The sequence below is a fragment of the Amycolatopsis sp. NPDC001319 genome (assembly GCF_042896185.1).
GTDB lineage: Bacteria > Actinomycetota > Actinomycetes > Mycobacteriales > Pseudonocardiaceae > Amycolatopsis.
This window is the reverse complement of sequence record NZ_JBIAWY010000023.1, coordinates 18,395-33,995: the sequence shown is the minus strand read 5'-3', so window position 1 is coordinate 33,995 and position 15,601 is coordinate 18,395. Positions and strand designations below refer to the sequence as shown.

12 protein-coding genes are annotated in these 15,601 nt (G+C 71.5%); 9 read left to right on the top strand and 3 right to left on the bottom strand.

The features are described from left to right. Positions 1-86 precede the first annotated feature (86 nt). Entirely contained in the window at positions 87-1,154 is a 1,068-nt protein-coding gene (locus ACFY1H_RS47290) for a LacI family DNA-binding transcriptional regulator (RefSeq protein WP_386956502.1), read from the bottom strand. Positions 1,155-1,305: 151 nt separating this feature from the next. Between ACFY1H_RS47290 and ACFY1H_RS47285 the strand changes: the two genes are divergently transcribed. The 8 genes from ACFY1H_RS47285 to ACFY1H_RS47250 all read left to right on the top strand — a co-directional run bounded on the left by ACFY1H_RS47285 (position 1,306) and on the right by ACFY1H_RS47250 (position 9,456). Continuing rightward, positions 1,306-2,295, top strand: a complete 990-nt coding sequence (locus ACFY1H_RS47285) for an asparaginase (RefSeq protein ID WP_386956501.1) — start codon at positions 1,306-1,308, stop codon at positions 2,293-2,295. A gap of 67 nt (positions 2,296-2,362) precedes the next feature. After that, entirely contained in the window at positions 2,363-3,253 is an 891-nt protein-coding gene (locus ACFY1H_RS47280; protein ID WP_386956500.1) for a polysaccharide deacetylase, read from the top strand. Further along, positions 3,250-4,629: an MFS transporter gene (locus tag ACFY1H_RS47275; protein ID WP_366589577.1), complete on the top strand. Its 1,380-nt coding sequence runs from the start codon at positions 3,250-3,252 to the stop codon at positions 4,627-4,629. The genes ACFY1H_RS47280 and ACFY1H_RS47275 overlap by 4 nt, the downstream gene beginning before the upstream one ends. Beyond that, positions 4,622-5,386, top strand: coding sequence for an SDR family NAD(P)-dependent oxidoreductase (locus ACFY1H_RS47270; RefSeq protein WP_386956499.1), 765 nt, complete (start codon positions 4,622-4,624; stop codon positions 5,384-5,386). Before ACFY1H_RS47275 ends, ACFY1H_RS47270 begins: the two co-directional genes overlap by 8 nt. Then, positions 5,383-6,078 carry an SDR family NAD(P)-dependent oxidoreductase gene (locus tag ACFY1H_RS47265; RefSeq protein ID WP_386956498.1) on the top strand — a complete coding sequence of 232 codons (696 nt, stop codon included), beginning with the start codon at positions 5,383-5,385 and terminating at the stop codon, positions 6,076-6,078. The genes ACFY1H_RS47270 and ACFY1H_RS47265 overlap by 4 nt, the downstream gene beginning before the upstream one ends. A 13-nt stretch (positions 6,079-6,091) precedes the next feature. Further along, a complete protein-coding gene (locus ACFY1H_RS47260) occupies positions 6,092-6,424 on the top strand; it encodes a hypothetical protein (RefSeq protein WP_366589570.1) in 333 nt (110 codons plus the stop codon). A gap of 435 nt (positions 6,425-6,859) precedes the next feature. Then, the gene (locus ACFY1H_RS47255; RefSeq protein WP_386956496.1) at positions 6,860-7,807 is read left to right on the top strand and encodes a hypothetical protein; all 948 of its coding nucleotides are present in this window, start codon (positions 6,860-6,862) and stop codon (positions 7,805-7,807) included. 2 nt (positions 7,808-7,809) lie between these two features. Beyond that, positions 7,810-9,456, top strand: coding sequence for a M16 family metallopeptidase (locus ACFY1H_RS47250; RefSeq protein WP_386956495.1), 1,647 nt, complete (start codon positions 7,810-7,812; stop codon positions 9,454-9,456). Positions 9,457-9,664: 208 nt separating this feature from the next. Here the strand turns inward: ACFY1H_RS47250 and ACFY1H_RS47245 are convergent, their stop codons facing one another. After that, on the bottom strand, positions 9,665-11,002 hold the full coding sequence (locus ACFY1H_RS47245; RefSeq protein WP_366589564.1) for an acyl-CoA dehydrogenase family protein: 1,338 nt from the start codon (positions 11,000-11,002) through the stop codon (positions 9,665-9,667). Between ACFY1H_RS47245 and ACFY1H_RS47240 the strand changes: the two genes are divergently transcribed. Next, the gene (locus ACFY1H_RS47240) at positions 10,995-12,347 is read left to right on the top strand and encodes a LytTR family transcriptional regulator DNA-binding domain-containing protein (protein ID WP_386956494.1); all 1,353 of its coding nucleotides are present in this window, start codon (positions 10,995-10,997) and stop codon (positions 12,345-12,347) included. The genes ACFY1H_RS47245 and ACFY1H_RS47240 overlap by 8 nt on opposite strands. A gap of 449 nt (positions 12,348-12,796) precedes the next feature. On the opposite strand, the gene ACFY1H_RS47235 is transcribed toward ACFY1H_RS47240, so the two are convergent. Continuing rightward, the gene (locus tag ACFY1H_RS47235; RefSeq protein WP_386956493.1) at positions 12,797-15,601 is read right to left on the bottom strand and encodes an FAD-binding and (Fe-S)-binding domain-containing protein; all 2,805 of its coding nucleotides are present in this window, start codon (positions 15,599-15,601) and stop codon (positions 12,797-12,799) included.

Here is a 15,601-nt window from a genome sequence, read left to right as displayed (position 1 = left end):
TTGCGCGATTGCGGGATTGGCGTCGTTGAATTGAGGCCGATTGGGCACGATGGCGTCCTCTCCGGCCGAGTCTTCTCGGGCTGAGGTCAGGTGCTGCTTTCCCTGATCTGCAACGTCGGCGTCAGCCGGGCCGACTCCGTGGGCTCGCCGCGCATCACGGCGCGCAGCAGGCGCACCGCGGTCTGGCCGATCTCGAACATCGGCGAGCGCACCGACGACAAGGGGATCGGCAGCTCCGCCGCGAGCGAGGTGTCGTTGAAGCCGACGACCGCGCAGTCGCGGCCGACGGTGAGACCGTGGGAGCGCAGGGCGCCCATCGCGCCGATCGCGGCGAAGTCGTTGACCGCGAACAGCGCGGACGGGCGGCGGCCCGAGGTGAGGATCTGCTCGGCGGCTTCCCGGCCGCCCTGGGTGTCGAAGCGGGACAGGACGATGTCGGCGGGGGCGATGTCGCCGCCGAGTTCGCGCCAGCGGTGGACGAAGCCGGCGGTGCGGTCGACGCCGGTGGTGGCGTAGGCCTCGCCTGCGATGACGCAGACGTCGCGGTGTCCCTTGTCCCACAAGTGTTCCGCGACGAGTTCGCCGCCGCGGGTGTCGTCGCAGGTGGCGGACGGGATGTCGGGGTGGTGGCGGTTCATGAGCACGAACGGCACGGCCCGGCGGCGCAGGTCGGACAGCACCACGTCGACGTCGAGGTGCCGGTCGCCGATGATCAGGCCGTCGACGCGGCGGGCCAGCATCAGCTCGACCTTGCGGCGCTGCTCGTCCACGTCGTCGCGTGAGTTGGTGACGAACGAGGAGTAGCCGATGGTCGCGGCTTCGGCTTCTACGCCCTCGTACATCACGGCCAGCACGAGGTCGGACAGCCGCGGCACGACCACGCCGAGGAGCCGGGTGCGGCGCGTGCGCAGGCCGGACGCTTGCGGGTCGGGGGAGTAGCCGAGCTCGGCGGCGAGCTCCCGGATCCGGCGCGCGGTGGCGTCCGATGCCGCGCCGCGCGCCGACTCCGGGTCGGAGTGCAGCACGCGGGACACGGTCGACGGGTGGATGCCCAGCTGCCGGGCCAGATCCTTGAGAGTGGGCACGCGCTCGGCGACCGCCCCGTCCTCGACGGCAGCGCCATCGCCGTCCCGCGCAGCCTTCGCCCTGGGCAAGCCCCCACCTCTCCGCCGGGTATTGACCCCGATTCGCACCACACCGTACAGTCCGCAGCCATCGTACCCAATCGTTTGGGTACGCCTCGGGCACCGTAACCCAAACGATTGGGTTCGGAAACGACCAGGTAACGACGGAGGGAGAGCGTTCGTGACGACCGGCCGGGCGACGGAACGAGGTGAGCACGTCGTGCTCCTTGCGACCGGCGGCACGATCTCCTCCCGCAGCCGCGCCGAACTGGGCGGCGCCGCCGTTGCCTCGGACGGCGCCGACGAGCTGCTGCGCAGCGCCGGCCCCGGACCTTCGCTGCCGGTGCGCGTGGTCGACGTGCTGCGCGTCGGCTCCTACACCCTCGATGTGGACGACATGTTGCTGGTCTGCGCCCGCATCCGCGAGGTGCTGGCCGACCCGGCGGTGGTCGGGGTCGTGGTCACGCACGGCACCGACACCATGGAGGAGACGGCGTTCCTGGCCGACCTCGTCCACGCCGACCCGCGCCCGGTGGTGTTCACGGGCGCGCAGCGGGCCGCGGACGCGCCCGACCCGGACGGGCCGGACAACCTCGCCCGCGCCCTGGCCCTGGCGGCCGCACCGGACGCCCGCGGCCGCGGGGTGCTCGTGTGCTTCGCCGGCGAGGCGTTCGGCGCCCGCGGGGTGCGCAAGTCGGAAACCCTGCTGGCGCACGCGTTCAGCAATCCCGACGACGGCCGCGACGGCTGGGCCGGCGACCGGCCGGATCCGCTGCCGCTGCCGGATTCCGGCGCCGGCTGCCGCGTCGACCTGGTGGCGTCCTACCCGGGCGCCGACGCGGCGCACCTGCGTGCGTCGCTGGCTGCCGGCGCGGCCGGGATCGTGCTGCAGGGCACCGGGATCGGCAACGCCAACCCGGTGCTGTGCGAGGCCGTCGCCGAGGCGACGGCGCGGGGCCTGGTGGTGGTCACCAGCACCCGCGTGCAGGCCGGCCCGGTCGTCCCGGTGTACGGCGCCGGCGGCGGCAAGGACCTGCTGGCCGCCGGCGCGATCCCGGCCGGACTGCTGCGTCCGTCGCAGTCGCTCGTCCTGCTGTCCCTGCTTCTGCGGCTCGGGTGGTCCCGCGAAGACATCGCGGCGGCTTTCGCGCGGAGGGGAGGCGAACCCTGACTCCGCTGCCCGGCCCGCTTCCGTTGTTCCCCGCTCCACTGCTCCCCACACCACGAGAGGCTTGTTCATGACAAAGGACATCCAGGTCGCGTTCGGCATCGACGTAGATGCCGTGGCCGGCCAGCTCGGCTCCTACGGCGGTGAAGACTCGCCGTGCGACATCTCCCGCGGCATGTTCGCCGGCGAGGTCGGCGGCCCGCGCCTGCTGCGCCTGTTCGAGCGCTACGGGCTGACCACGACGTGGTTCGTGCCCGGCCACTCCCTCGAGACCTTCCCCGACCTGACCCGCGCCATCGTCGACGCCGGGCACGAGGTCGGCGCACACGGCTACTCGCACGAGAACCCGATCGCGATGACCCGCGAGCAGGAGACGGCGATCCTGGACCGCTCGATCGAGCTGATCGAGAAGGTCGCGGGTCGCCGGCCCACCGGCTACGTGGCACCGTGGTGGGAGTTTTCCCCCGTCACCAACGAAATCCTGCTCGAACGCGGCATCAAGTACGACCACTCGCTGATGCACCGTGACTTCGAGCCGTACTACGTCCGCGTCGGCGACAGCTGGACCAAGATCGACTACGCCCAGCCGGCCGAGACCTGGATGAAGCCGCTCGTGCGCGGCGAGGAGACGGATCTGGTCGAGATCCCGGCCAACTGGTACCTCGACGACCTGCCGCCGATGATGTTCGTGAAGGCATCGGCCAACTCGCACGGTTTCGTCAGCCCGCGTGAGCTGGGCCAGACCTGGCAGGACCAGTTCGACTGGGTCTACCGCGAGATGGACCAGGCGACCTTCACCATGACCATCCACCCGGACGTGTCCGGGCGGCCGCAGGTGCTGCTCATGCTGGAGCGGCTGATCGAGCACATCAACTCCCACGAGGGCGTCAGCTGGCTGACCTTCGACCAGATCGCCGACTCCTTCCTCGCCCGCAACCCCCGGAAGGGAGCCGGGTCGTGAGTGTCGAACCCCTCGACCTGACGGCGCCCGCCGTCGACGAGAAGCGCAGATTCCCCGTCTTCTCGCGGAAAGCGACCCGCACCGCCACTGTCCTGGCGCTGATCGCCTGGACCATCGCGGTGTTCGACTATGGCCTGTTCGGCACGCTGCTGCCCGCGATGCAGGAGTCGTTCGGCTGGACCGCGTCCGAGGCCTATCAGATCAACACGTGGATCGCCGTCGGCACCGCGATCGTGTGCTTCGGGATCGGCCCGATCATCGACCGGCTCGGTCGCCGTCGCGGCATGATGACCACCATCGGTGGAACCGCGGTCATCTCCACCCTGACCGCGTTGATCCCGGCGGCGCTCGGCGCGGTCAGCGGCGTGATCATCACGGTGATCCGTTCGTTCGGCGGGCTCGGGTTCTCCGAGCAGGCGGTGAACGCGACCTACATGAACGAGGTATACCAGGTCACCGAGGACGAGAAACGCCGCAAACGTCCCGGGTTCTACTACTCGTTCATCCAGGGTGGCTGGCCGCTGGGCTTCCTGCTCTCCAGCGCGCTCGCGTTCGTCTTCCTCGACTCGCTGGGGTGGCGCGCGCTGTACGTGGCGGCCGCGGTCCCGGCGGCGATCGTGGTGTGGCTGATCTGGCGCAAGCTGCGCGAGACGCCGCAGTTCGAGCTGCACCAGAAGCTGACCGAGCTGGAGAAGGGCGGGCGCACCGCCGACGCGCACGCGCTCGCCGCGTCCTACGGCGTCGAGCATTCCTCGGCCTCGCCGCTCAAGCGGCTGTGGGAACCGGCGTTGCGGCGCAACACGATCGTGCTGTCGCTGGCCTGGATCCTGAACTTCTTCGGCATCGCGATCTTCAGCGTGCTGGGCAGCTCGGTACTGAAGAACGCCAAGGACGTGTCGCTGTCCAGCGCGTTCTGGATGCTGATCGTGATCAACGCGATCGGCTACTTCGGCTACGTCTTCCACGGCTGGCTCGGCGACCGCATCGGCCGCAAGCTCACCATCATCATCGGCTGGATCATTTCCGGCCTGTGCTTCGCGGTGATGCTCAGCCCGGCCGCGAGCAGCTCGTTCGTGATCATCCTGACCTACGGCGCCGGGCTGTTCTTCCTGGTCGGCCCGTACGCGGCCATCCAGTACTTCATGGCCGAGTGCTACCCGGTCAGCTGCCGCGCCACCGGCACGTCGTTCATCGGCGCGATGAGCCAGCCCGGCACGATCATCGGCGGCGCCCTGTTCACCGCGGTCGCGGCGGGCGCGGGCACCGGGGCGGCGGCCCTGTGGGTCGGCGCGCTCGGCACCGCGGTCTCCGGTGTGCTGATGATCGCCGCCAAGCCCCCCGTCGCCGCCCTGCGAGAGGACCACGCGGATGTCTGAGCCGAAAGCGGCGATCGTCACCGGCGCCGCCAGCGGCATCGGCCGGGCGCTGGCCGTGCACTACGCGCAGCGCGGCGTGCACACGGTGATCGGCACCTTCCCCGGCGACCCGCACGACCCGGCCGAGACGCTGCGGCAGGTCGAGGCGGCGGGCGGGAAGGCCGTGGTGCACGAGGTCGACGTGCGCAGCACCGAACAGGTCGAGGCGTTCGCGCAGCGCGCGGTCGACGAGTTCGGCCGGCTGGACTATGCGGTCGCCAACGCGGGCATCCTGCGCAACGCGGCGCTGGCCGACCTGTCGGACCAGCGCTGGCACGACATGCTCGACGTCGACCTGACGGGCGTGCTGCGCACCCTGCGCGCCGGCTCCACCCGCATGACCGAGGGCGGCGCGATGGTGGCGGTGTCGTCCATCGCCGGCGGCGTCTACGGCTGGGAGGAACACGCCCACTACGCCGCGGCCAAGGCCGGAGTCCTGGGCCTGGTGCGCAGCGTCGCGGTCGAGCTCGGACCCCGGCAGATCCGCGCCAACGCGGTGATCCCCGGCCTGATCGAGACGCCGCAGTCGCTCGACCCGGTCAACTCGCTCGGCCCGGACGGGCTCGCGCGAGCCGGCGGCGACATCCCGTGGGGCCGCGTCGGCCGGCCGGAGGAGGTCGCCGACGTGATCGGCTTCCTCACCTCGCCGGCCGCGAACTACGTGACCGGTCAGGCCATCGTCGTCGACGGCGGCCTGACCGTCCGGATGCGCGCGTGACCGCCCGCACCGTCGTGGTCACCGGCGGGGCGAGCGGCATCGGCCGGGCGATCGCGGCGGCGTTCCGGGCCGAGGGCGACCGCGTGGCCGTGCTCGACCGGACGCCCGGTCCCGGCGGGATCGCCGTGGACGTGTCCGACGAGGACAGTGTGCGTGCGGCGTTCTCGCTGGTACGCAAGGAGTTCGGGACGGTCGACGTGCTCGTGAACTCGGCCGGGCTGCTCACCGAGTCGCCGGTCGAGGACATGGATCTGGCGCTGTGGAACGAAACCATCGCGGTCGACCTGACCGGGGTGTTCCTGTGCTGCCGCGAGGTGCTGAAACCGATGCGGGCGCAACGGTGGGGCAGGGTCGTCAACGTCTCGTCGCAGCTGGGACTCAAAGGCGGCACCGGGCTCGGCCACTACAGCGCGGCCAAGGCCGGGGTCCTCGGCTTCACCAAGGCGGTGGCGCTGGAGGTCGCGGCGGACAACGTCCTCGTCAACGCCATCGCCCCCGGTCCCATCGAAACCCCGTTGGTGGACGGCATCTCCGAAGCGTGGAAGGTGGCGAAGCGCGCCGAACTGCCCCTCGGCCGCTTCGGCACACCCGAGGAAGTCGCCCCGGCTGCCGTGCTGCTGGCGAGTGATCCGGGTGGGAACCTGTTCGTCGGCCAGACACTGGGCCCCAACTCCGGCGACGTGATGCCCTGAAAGGGAGTCGAAGATGTGCGGAGCCTGCGGCCGGACGGTCGTCCCCGACCCGGTGTTCCCGGCCGGCCGCAGCACCCGTGGCAACCTGATCGCCGGGCAGCTGCTCGACGCGTTGTGCGCTGCCGCCGCAAACCGCATCCGCGTCGCCGGCCACGCAGACGGCTTCACCGTCACGCTCCCGGGCCGGCGGCCGGTTTCCTGTGCGACGGTGGCGGACGTCTGGTCGGCCGTGCTGGCCGCCGCGCCGGGCACCACAGGCACGCCGAGTGCCGAGCTGGAAGCCCGGTACCGGACCGAACTGCCGTTGCTGCGGGCTGTCGTCACCGCGTTTCCCGGGACGCGGTGACGCTGTCCGCGTTTCCGGAAAACGGTGCCGCACTGTGCACCACCCCGCGACCGATCGGGTGGCATTTTGCCGTCGACGGCGTGCCTTTCAGATCAGGTCGACGAACGTCTCCCCGGCGAGAGCGAGCTGATCGGGGTCGTGCGGGGAAAGGCCTTCACGTGCCGCGCCGAACAACGTCAAGCCGCACCGCCACACCTGCGCCAGCTCGAACCCGCGCCAGTTGTGGCATCAGCACCCGAAGGACTTCGATAACCCACGATGCCGCGCGGGTCGGTCCACCCAGTCCGTTTGCGGGAAGGCAACCGGGAGCACGACGAACCGGTGAATTCCCGGCCAGGGAAGGAAATCGCGTTAGCCCCTGCCACCTTTCGGTCGGGGCGACGGGACGAAGTACAGTTCGGCGCCCTCTCCTTCCCCGTTGGCAAAGGACTTCCCATGACCTCCACCCGCACTGCGCCGGCGCTGGTCTTCGACCCGGCGGCCGCCTATCCGGAGGCAGGCGTGCTGCGGTCCGCGGCGGAAGCGGGCGACTGGCCGACTGTTTCGGGCTTTTTCACCCAGTTCACCGCCCCGGACGAGCGCAGCTTCGGCGTGAACATCACCATGTCGGTGCCGGCGGCCGAGGCGATGCTGCGCGCCGTGATCGAGCGTGAACCCCGCTCCGAGCAGGCCCGGTTGCTGCTCGCAGCCCAGCTCATCGAGCAGGCGTGGAACGTCCGAGGCAGCGGGCGGGCAGCCGGGGTGAGCCGCGAGCAGTTCGCCGGGATGCACGAGCACCTGCGGCGGGCCGAGCAGCTGCTGATCGACGTGACCGCCCGCGAACCGGAGAACGAGCTGGCTTGGTGGCTGCGGCTGACCACCTCGCTTGGGCTCGAACTCGGCCAGAGCGAGACGCGGCGCCGTTATGACCGGCTGGCCGCCCACCACCCCGGTTTCCTGGCCGCCCAGCGCAACCTGCTGCAGCAGCTGTGCCCGAAGTGGGGCGGCTCCTGGGAAGCCGCGCACACCTTCGTCCGCGAATGCACGGCGGCCGCGGGGCCCGGCGATCCCCAAGGTGTCCTCGTCGCCGAGCTGCACCTGGAGCGCTGGCTGGAGCTCGGCCCCAAGGCGGGCCGTGACCACCTTCAGCAGCCCGGAGTCCGGGAGGAGATCACCGCCGCAGCGTCGGCGTCGGTGCTGCAATCCGCCTACCGTTCGCGGTTCGGCTGGGTCTCCGCGCACAGCACGTTCGCCATGGCGTTCAGCTTGATCGGCGATCTGCCTCGCGCCGCCGTGCACTTCCGCGCGCTCGACGGACGTGCGAGCAAAGCCCCCTGGCACTTCTTCCCCGACCCGGCTGCCGCGCTCGCGCAGCACCGCAACCGCGCCCTCGCGAAAGGCTGATCATGCTGTCCACCTTCGAGGTCGACGGAGTCCCCGCCGTGGCGGCCAAGAGATCCGGCCCGCTGACCGCCGGCCTGGTCTTCCGGGTCGGCCGGGCCGACGAGACGCTCGCGACGGCCGGCATCACGCACCTGGTCGAGCACCTCGCGTTGCATCGGTTCGGACTGGGGGAGCACCACTTCGGCGGTGCGACGGGCTCCGACCACACGTACTTTGAAATGAACGGTTCGGAGTCCGAAGTCGTCGCGTTCCTCGCCGGCGTCTGCGCGTCGCTGAGCGATCTTCCGATGGACCGGCTGGAGACCGAGAAGTCGATCCTGCGTACCGAGGAGGCCCGGCGCGGCGGGGCCGGCCTGCTGTTCCGGCACCGCTACGGAGCGCAGGGATACGGGCTGACCGACTTTCTCGAGCTCGGCGTCCCCCGCGTGGGCCCCGCGGAGGTCGCCCACTGGGCACGCACGTGGTTCACCCGCGAGAACGCGGCGCTGTGGGTGGCAGGCGAGAACGTGCCCGACGGGTTGCGGCTGCCGCTCCCCTCGGGCGTCCGGCGCCCGGTGCCTCCTCAGCCCGCGACCCTGGCCGCAGGTCCCGCGTACTTCGCCCACGGCGACGGCAGTGTCGCCTTCAGCGCGGTGGTACGCCAGGGAGCTGCGTCCCAGGTCTTCGCGAAGGTCCTCGAGCGGGAGCTGTTCCGCGCGCTGCGGCAGGAGGGCGGCTATTCCTACCAGGTGACGACGTCGTACCAGGTCCGGGGCGACGGCTTCGCGGAGATCCTCGGGCTGGCCGACGCCTTGCCGGACAAGCAGGCCGCGGTGCTCGGCGGCGTCGTCGACGTCCTGGCCCAGTTCAAGGTCGGCCGGATCGACCCGCGCGACGTCGAAACGGTCCGCACGCAGGCCGAATCCGCGCTCTACGGCGAAGACGCGGACGTGGCGCGGCTACCCGATCACGCGGCCGCGCTGCTTTCCGGTTCGCCTCTCCCGCCCGCGGAGGATCGGATCGCCGAGCTGCGTGCAGTCGACGTCGCGAAGGTCCACGCAGTCGCTCTGGAAGCATGCGCGTCGGTGCTGCTGCGGGCTCCGCACGGCCGATCGGCGGACTGGGCCGGATACGCGGCGGTGCCGCGGTTCTCGCCGGCCGCGGTCGCGGGAAACCGATTCCGGGCTCACAACCAGGCGGATACACACCTGGTCGTCGGCGCCGACGGCTGCAGCGTGCAGACTCCGGAAGGCGTCTCGACGGTTCACTTCACCTCCTGCGCGGCCATGCTCGCCTGGCCCGACGGTGGCCGCCGCCTCATCGGCACCGACGGCCGGACGGTCCAGGTCGAGCCGACGCTGTTCGCCGGCCTGTCCCCGGCGGTGACCGCGACGATCGACGCGGCGGTCGGTCCACATCGGACACTCCCGCAGGCGCCGCGTCAGCCGCGGGAGATCCCGTCTCCGGCGCCACGGCCACCCACGACACCGCAGAAACGCGCGTCGAGGATCCTTTTCGTCGTGGCGGCGGTGGTCGGCGTCTTCGCGCTGCTGGCCACGGCGGGTATGGCGATGGATCCGCCCGATGCCACGGGCTGGGCCGGGGCGGGTTTCCTGTGGCTCCTCGCCGGGCTGTTCGCGTTCACGGCGGTGCGACGACGGCGGACTTGAGCGTTGCCGCGCCGGCTCGGGCGTCGACGAACAACGAGCGCGAACGCCGTGAGGCACACCACGATCGCGACGACTGGTTCGGCCCGACGAACCGCTCGTCGTCCCGCTGCAAGCGTTTGAACTTGCGTGGAGCCGAGTTCCGGTCCCGCCAGGCCGGCGCCCAGCGCCCGGGCGCGTCCGGTGAGGGGCGCACCCGAGCGCTCGCCCGTCACACGGGAAGCGGGGTCTCCTGGTAGGTGGGGACCGTGTCGATGGTCTCCATGAACTTCGTGAAGGGCACGAACTCGTCGTCCATCAGTGCCCGCGGGTTGTAGTCCGGGCTGGCGAGCACGCCGTGGACGCGACGGCGCTGCATGCCGAAGTTGCCGGCGTCGTAGAGCGGCAGCACCGCGGCCTCGCGCAGCAGCTTCTCGAACTCGTGCTGTTTGTCCAGGCTGTTCACGCCCACGACCTGCATGCACTTGTAGACCGCGTCGAACATCAGCTCCGTGCATTGGATCTTGCACATCGCGCCGATCAGCTCGCCGTGGTAGTCGTGCTGGTCCAGGAAGTGCGCGGTCTTCCAGCAGAAGCAGCGGCACATCTCGATCCGCGCCGCGACGTCCCCGAGCACATAACCGACGTTCTGGTGGTTGATGATCGGGCTCGGTCCACCGGCGGTGTAGGTCCGCGCCCACTCGAGGGCGGATTCGTAGGCGGTCCGGGCCACACCGACCGCCGCGATCCCGGCCACCGGCCCCGACCAGGCGAAGTTGCGGTTGATCAGCAGGTCGCCGTTGCCGCGGGTGCCCTCGACGAGGTTGTTCGCGGGAACGCGGGCGTCGGTGAAGACGATCTCGGCGTTGGGGGTGAGCCGATGCCCCATCTTGCTGATGAGGTTGTAGCTGACACCGGGGGTGCCGCGCTCGATCATGATCGCCGAAAGCCCCTCGGTGCCGCCCTTCGACGGGTCGGTGCGCACCACGACGATGCTCGCGTTGGCCCCCTGCCCGTCCCAGCCCGCGACGTTGCACGGCCAGTACTTGCGGCCGTTGAGCACGTAGTGGTCGCCGTCGAGCGTGGCGGTGACACCGATCCCGACGGGTGAGGCATCGGGTGCGTCGAAGTTCGCCGTGCCGCCGGGACTTCCGGCCGGCTCGCTCACCGCGTAGCCGACGATGTATTCGCCGGTCGGGTCCGAGGTGGCCGCGCGCAGGAAGCGCTCCTTCTGCTCCTCACTGCCCCAGTACCAGACGGGCATCAGGCCCAGCCCGTTCACCAGGATGGTGCAGGCGAACCCCGGGTCCACGGCGCACACCTCCTCGGCGGCCAGGATGAGGTCCACATTGGACACTCCGCCGCCACCGTACTGCGTGGGCAGCATGCAGAACGCGATGCCGGCGCGGTAGGCCTGCACATAGGCGTCCTTGGTCATCTGGAAGGCGCGCAACGGGTCCGTCTCGGCGTCGGCCGCACGGACCACCGGCGCGAGTACGTCGCGGGCGAAGGCGCGGGTGCTCGCTTGGAGTTCCCGTTGTTCCGGGGTGAGGGTGAAGTCGATGGCCATGACGAAACCTCCCTGCATCGGGTCGTCGGATCGGCCGGAATCGTCGATCTGCCCGGGCGAGGAGCACGCGGACGCTATCCCGGCCGGCCACGTCGGTCCTAGTCTGTTCAGGGGGCCGCCCGAACGCGAGGAGGTCGGCATGGACGGTCAGTGGGCCGGCGCCGGCGGCCACGAACCCGGAGCGAACGGCACCGCCGCGATCCGGCCGGCGATCCAGGCGTCCTGGCAGCGCTGCCGCGAGGTCTACGGCATCGCCCCCGACAGGCTGCCGCCCGACCCATCTGCCGGCTCGGTTGCCGCGGCGCCGCGCACGGTGGTGTCGGCCGCCCGCTCGCTGGCGGCCGACCTCACCCGGACCGAGGGGGTGGTGGCGGTCGCGGCCGGCGACGGGCGGGTCGTCGCGGTGTTCGGGAGCCGTTCCGCCGTCGAGCTCGCCGATGCGCACCAGCTCGCGCCCGGGCACGACTGGTCGGAGAACAGCCGCGGTACCAATGCCCTCGGCACTGCGCTGCTCGACGGACACGCCCAGGTGACCGGCCCGGAGCACTGGCGCGGTGACCTGGCCGACTGGTCCGGGGCGGGCGTCGCGGTGGCCGACCCCGACCGGCCCCGGCCGTGCGCGGTGCTCGCGTTCCTGGTGCATCGCCGTCCGCTGACGGCGCTCGCGATCGCGCGGCTGGCCTGTTGCGCCCAGGAACTGGGCCATGGCCTGCGTCGCCGGCGCGACGACGTGCTCACCGAGCTGGCCGGATCGCTGCGGCCGCAGGCCGCCGACGACGCCGGACCGCTGGCAGTCATCGACCGGCGCGGGCGGCTTGTGGCGGCGAACGAGGTCGGGCACGCCGTGCTGGGCTCCCGCGCGCGTGCCGGCGCGCTGCGGCTGGCCGCGTGCGCGGAGGACGGGTGCCCGATCACCGTCCAGCCCATCCAGCACGACGGGCAGCTCATCGGCACGCTCCTCACCACCAGAACGGACTCACCGCCGTCGGCCGAGGCCGCCCCCGCGCCGGTGTTGCGGCTCGCCGGCATCCACGGCGGGCACATCCTGCTCATGGCCCCGGCGGAGATCCGGGTCGCGCAGGCCGAGGGCAAAACCGTGTGGCTGCTGACCGACCGGGGCCGGTTGCGGGCACTGAACCACACCTTGAACCGGCTTGAGACGCGGCTGGCACCACACGGATTCCTGCGGGTGCACCGGCACTGCGTGGTGAACCTGCACCGGGTGCGCGAAATCGCCCCGACCTTCCACGGCGGCTTCGCGCTCGTCCTGGACGGGCCCGACCGCGAGACCGTCGCGGTGTCGCGACGGCATCTGGCCGAGGTCCGGCGCGCACTCGGCCTGTGAGCATGGTGGGGTCGCCTGTCAACTGTCGCCGGTTCTCGGGATTTGCAGCTGCCCGAACTTGAGCATCGGGCAAGGCCGGCGACTCCCGAACAGCCGGCTTCACCGCGGCCTACGGCTCGCCCATGTCGAACTCGACGCCGTGGACCCGACCCGCGCACGCTAAGCGGTTGGACCGGGCGCATGGGCGGATCGCGGGCCGGTACAGGGGGTTGGAGCCGCGTGCGCGGGAGTCTTACGTCTGGGCTGGTTGCGGGGGTCGAACGAAAGAACGGTTGGATGCTGGCTGAGCAGGTCGGCGGGGAGTTAGCCCGCGAAGCTGGCGGCGGCCTCTCGCTTGACCGTGCGTGTCGCCGTCGAGAGCGGGCTGCGGCAGCGGCCGGGCCGGAGTGCTGGGGCGGAGAACGGGGTGGCAGCCGAACTCCGCCCCAGCGTCTGTCCACTGAGGATTGTCAGTCCGCGGCACCGTTGTGGTTGGCGAGGAGTTGGGCCAGCGAGACGGGGGTGGTCGTGGTGAATTCGGTCAGTTGGGTGCGGCAGGAGAAGCCGTCGGCGAGGATGACGGCGTCGGGGGTGGTGGCGCGTACGGCGGGCAGCAGGGCTGTTTCGGCGATTTTGCGGGAGACGTCGTAGTGTCCGAGTTCGGCGCCCCAGTTGCCGGCCAGGCCGCAGCAGCCGCCGAGGCGTTCGATGGTGGCGCCGGCGGTGGCCAGGAGGGCGGCGTCGGTGTCCCAGCCCAGGACGGCGTTGTGGTGGCAGTGGGGTTGGGCGATGCCGGTGGTGCCGGTCAGGTCCGGTGGCTGCCAGCCCTCGGTGGCGGTCAGCAGCTCGGCCAGCGTGCGGACGGCCGACGCTGCCTGCCGCGCCAGGGGATCGTCGGGGAGGAGTTCGACGGCGTCGGAGCGGAACACGGCGGCGCAGGAAGGTTCCAGCACCACGACCGGTAGGCCGTCGTCGAGGGTTGGTTTCAGGGAACGCAGTGAGCGCTTCAGCTGTCGCCGTGCGGTGTCCAGTTGCCCGGTCGAGATCCAGGTAAGTCCGCAGCAGGTGCCGGGCCGGTCGGTGAGTTCGACGGTGTAGCCGGCTGCTTCGAGGACCTCGGTGGCGGCGCGGCCGACCTCGGGGGAGAAGCGTTCCGTGAAGGTGTCGACCCACAGGACCACGCGCCGCTCGCTGGCCGCAGTATCGGGTACGCGCTCGTCGAACCAGCGCCGGAACCGCTCGCGAGCGAAGACGGGCAGCCTACGGCGCGGATCGACCCCGCCGAACCGGGCGAGTGCGGTCGCCAGGCGGCTGCCCAGCAGGGCGTTGACGGCGTGTGGTGCGCGCGTCGCCCACCGGGACCAGGTCGGCAGCCAGCCCAACGTGTAGTGCGAGCGCGGGCGCAGCCGTCGGCGGTAGCGCCGGTGGAGCGCCTCGGCCTTGTAGGTGGCCATGTCGACGCCGGCCGGACAGTCGCTGGAGCACCCCTTGCACGACAGGCACAGGTCGAGGGACTCGGCCACCTCGGGCGCGGTGAGCCCGCCGACCAGCCGGCCGTTGGTCGCCTCCTGGAGGACGCGCGCCCGTCCTCGCGTGGAGTCCTTCTCGTCCCGGGTGGCCATGAAGGAGGGACACATGACGGTCGTGCCGGGGGTGGTGGCGCGGCACCGGCCGATGCCGACGCAGCGGTGGACGGCGGTGGCGAGGTCGTGGTCGTCGTGGGCGAAGGCCAGGGCCGGCCGCTGCGCGGGCGGCGCCACCAGGGGCAGGCGCAGGTCGGCGTCGATCGGGGGCGGGTCGACCACGATGCCGGGGTTGAGCAGGTGACGGGGGTCGAACACCTGTTTCACCGCACCGAAGAGGGCGATCGCTTCGGCCGGGTACATGGCGGGCAGCAGGGCGCCGCGGGCTCGTCCGTCGCCGTGTTCGCCCGACATCGACCCGCCGTAGCCGCTGACCAGATCGGCGGCGGCGCTCACGAAATCGCGGAACACCGCCGGCCGGTCGCGCAGCGGGAAGTCGATGCGCACGTGGACACAACCGTCGCCGAAGTGACCGAACACCAGGCCGTCGAGGGCGAAGCGGTCCATGAGCGCACGGAACTCCCGCAGGTACGGACCGAGGTGCTCGGGCGGGACGGCGGCGTCCTCCCACCCCGGCCACGCCGGATGGTCGCCGAGGGTGCGGCTGCCCAGCCCGCCGCCGTCCTCACGAGCCCGGAACATGGCGTCCGCGGCGGCGCCGGTCAGCACGGAGGAGTCCAGGCACTGGGCCCCGGCCCGCAGCTTCCCGGCCTGGGCCACCGCGTCGTCGAGATCCGCTCCGGCGACCTCGACCAGCAGGTACCCGTGCCCGTCGGGCAGCCCGGGCGGGATCGGCCGGCCCCGCCGGCGCAGCATCTCGACCAGCCGGGAATCGATGCCTTCCAGGGAGACCACGTCGTACCCCGCCATCGCGGTGACGGCCTCGGCCGCCGTCGCGATGTCGGGGTAGCCGAGCACGGCCAGCGCGGTCGCCGGTGGTCGTTCGACGAGCCGCACCGTCGCCCCGAGCGTGACGGCCAGGGTCCCCTCTGTCCCGCACAGGAACCGGGCCAGGTCGGCACCCCGCTCGGGCAGCAACGCGTCGAGCAGGTACCCCGACCCCTGGCGCGCGAAGCGGCCGAAGTTCTGCCGGATCGGCGCCAGGTTCGTGGCCACCAGCCGCTGCAGCGGATCGCGCAGGAACGACGGGGCCGAAGCCAGGTCCCGGGCGGTGAACCGGGTTCCGTCGATGGTGACGACGTCCAGATCGACGACGTTGTCGGCGGTGCGCCCGTAGCGCAGCGCCCGCGCTCCGCACGCGTTGTTGCCCACCGATCCGCCGATCGTGGCCCGCGAGTGGGTGGACGGATCGGGCCCGAAGCGCAACCCGTACGGCGCCCCGGCACGGGAGATGTCATCGAGGATCGCACCCGGTTCGACCACAGCCGTGCGGGCGTCCGGGTCGACCGAACGCACGCGGTTGAGGTGGCGGGACAGGTCGACGACGACGCCGGTGCCGATGGCGTTGCCGGCGATCGAGGTCCCGCCGCCCCGGCTGGTCAGCGGTGTTCCGGTGGCGCCGCAGATTTCGATCACGGTGAGCAGCTCGTCGACGTGGCGGGGGAAGACCACACAGCTCGGCACGACCCGGTAGTTGGACGCGTCGGACGAGTACTCGGCTCGCCTCCGGGCGCCGTCCTCGACCTCGGCGACGCCCGCACGGCGGAGCTGCCGGACCAGCGCGGTGGTCAT

What these genes read in the sequence shown, in the direction of transcription:
- ACFY1H_RS47245 (WP_366589564.1), bottom strand. Translation starts at nt 11,002, where the DNA reads ATGGCCATCGACTTCACCCTCACCCCGGAACAACGGGAACTCCAAGCG.
- ACFY1H_RS47280 (WP_386956500.1), top strand. Translation starts at nt 2,363, where the DNA reads ATGACAAAGGACATCCAGGTCGCGTTCGGCATCGACGTAGATGCCGTG.
- ACFY1H_RS47240 (WP_386956494.1), top strand. Translation starts at nt 10,995, where the DNA reads ATGGCCATGACGAAACCTCCCTGCATCGGGTCGTCGGATCGGCCGGAA.
- ACFY1H_RS47235 (WP_386956493.1), bottom strand. Translation starts at nt 15,601, where the DNA reads ATGACCACCGCGCTGGTCCGGCAGCTCCGCCGTGCGGGCGTCGCCGAG.
- ACFY1H_RS47270 (WP_386956499.1), top strand. Translation starts at nt 4,622, where the DNA reads ATGTCTGAGCCGAAAGCGGCGATCGTCACCGGCGCCGCCAGCGGCATC.
- ACFY1H_RS47260 (WP_366589570.1), top strand. Translation starts at nt 6,092, where the DNA reads ATGTGCGGAGCCTGCGGCCGGACGGTCGTCCCCGACCCGGTGTTCCCG.
- ACFY1H_RS47255 (WP_386956496.1), top strand. Translation starts at nt 6,860, where the DNA reads ATGACCTCCACCCGCACTGCGCCGGCGCTGGTCTTCGACCCGGCGGCC.
- ACFY1H_RS47250 (WP_386956495.1), top strand. Translation starts at nt 7,810, where the DNA reads ATGCTGTCCACCTTCGAGGTCGACGGAGTCCCCGCCGTGGCGGCCAAG.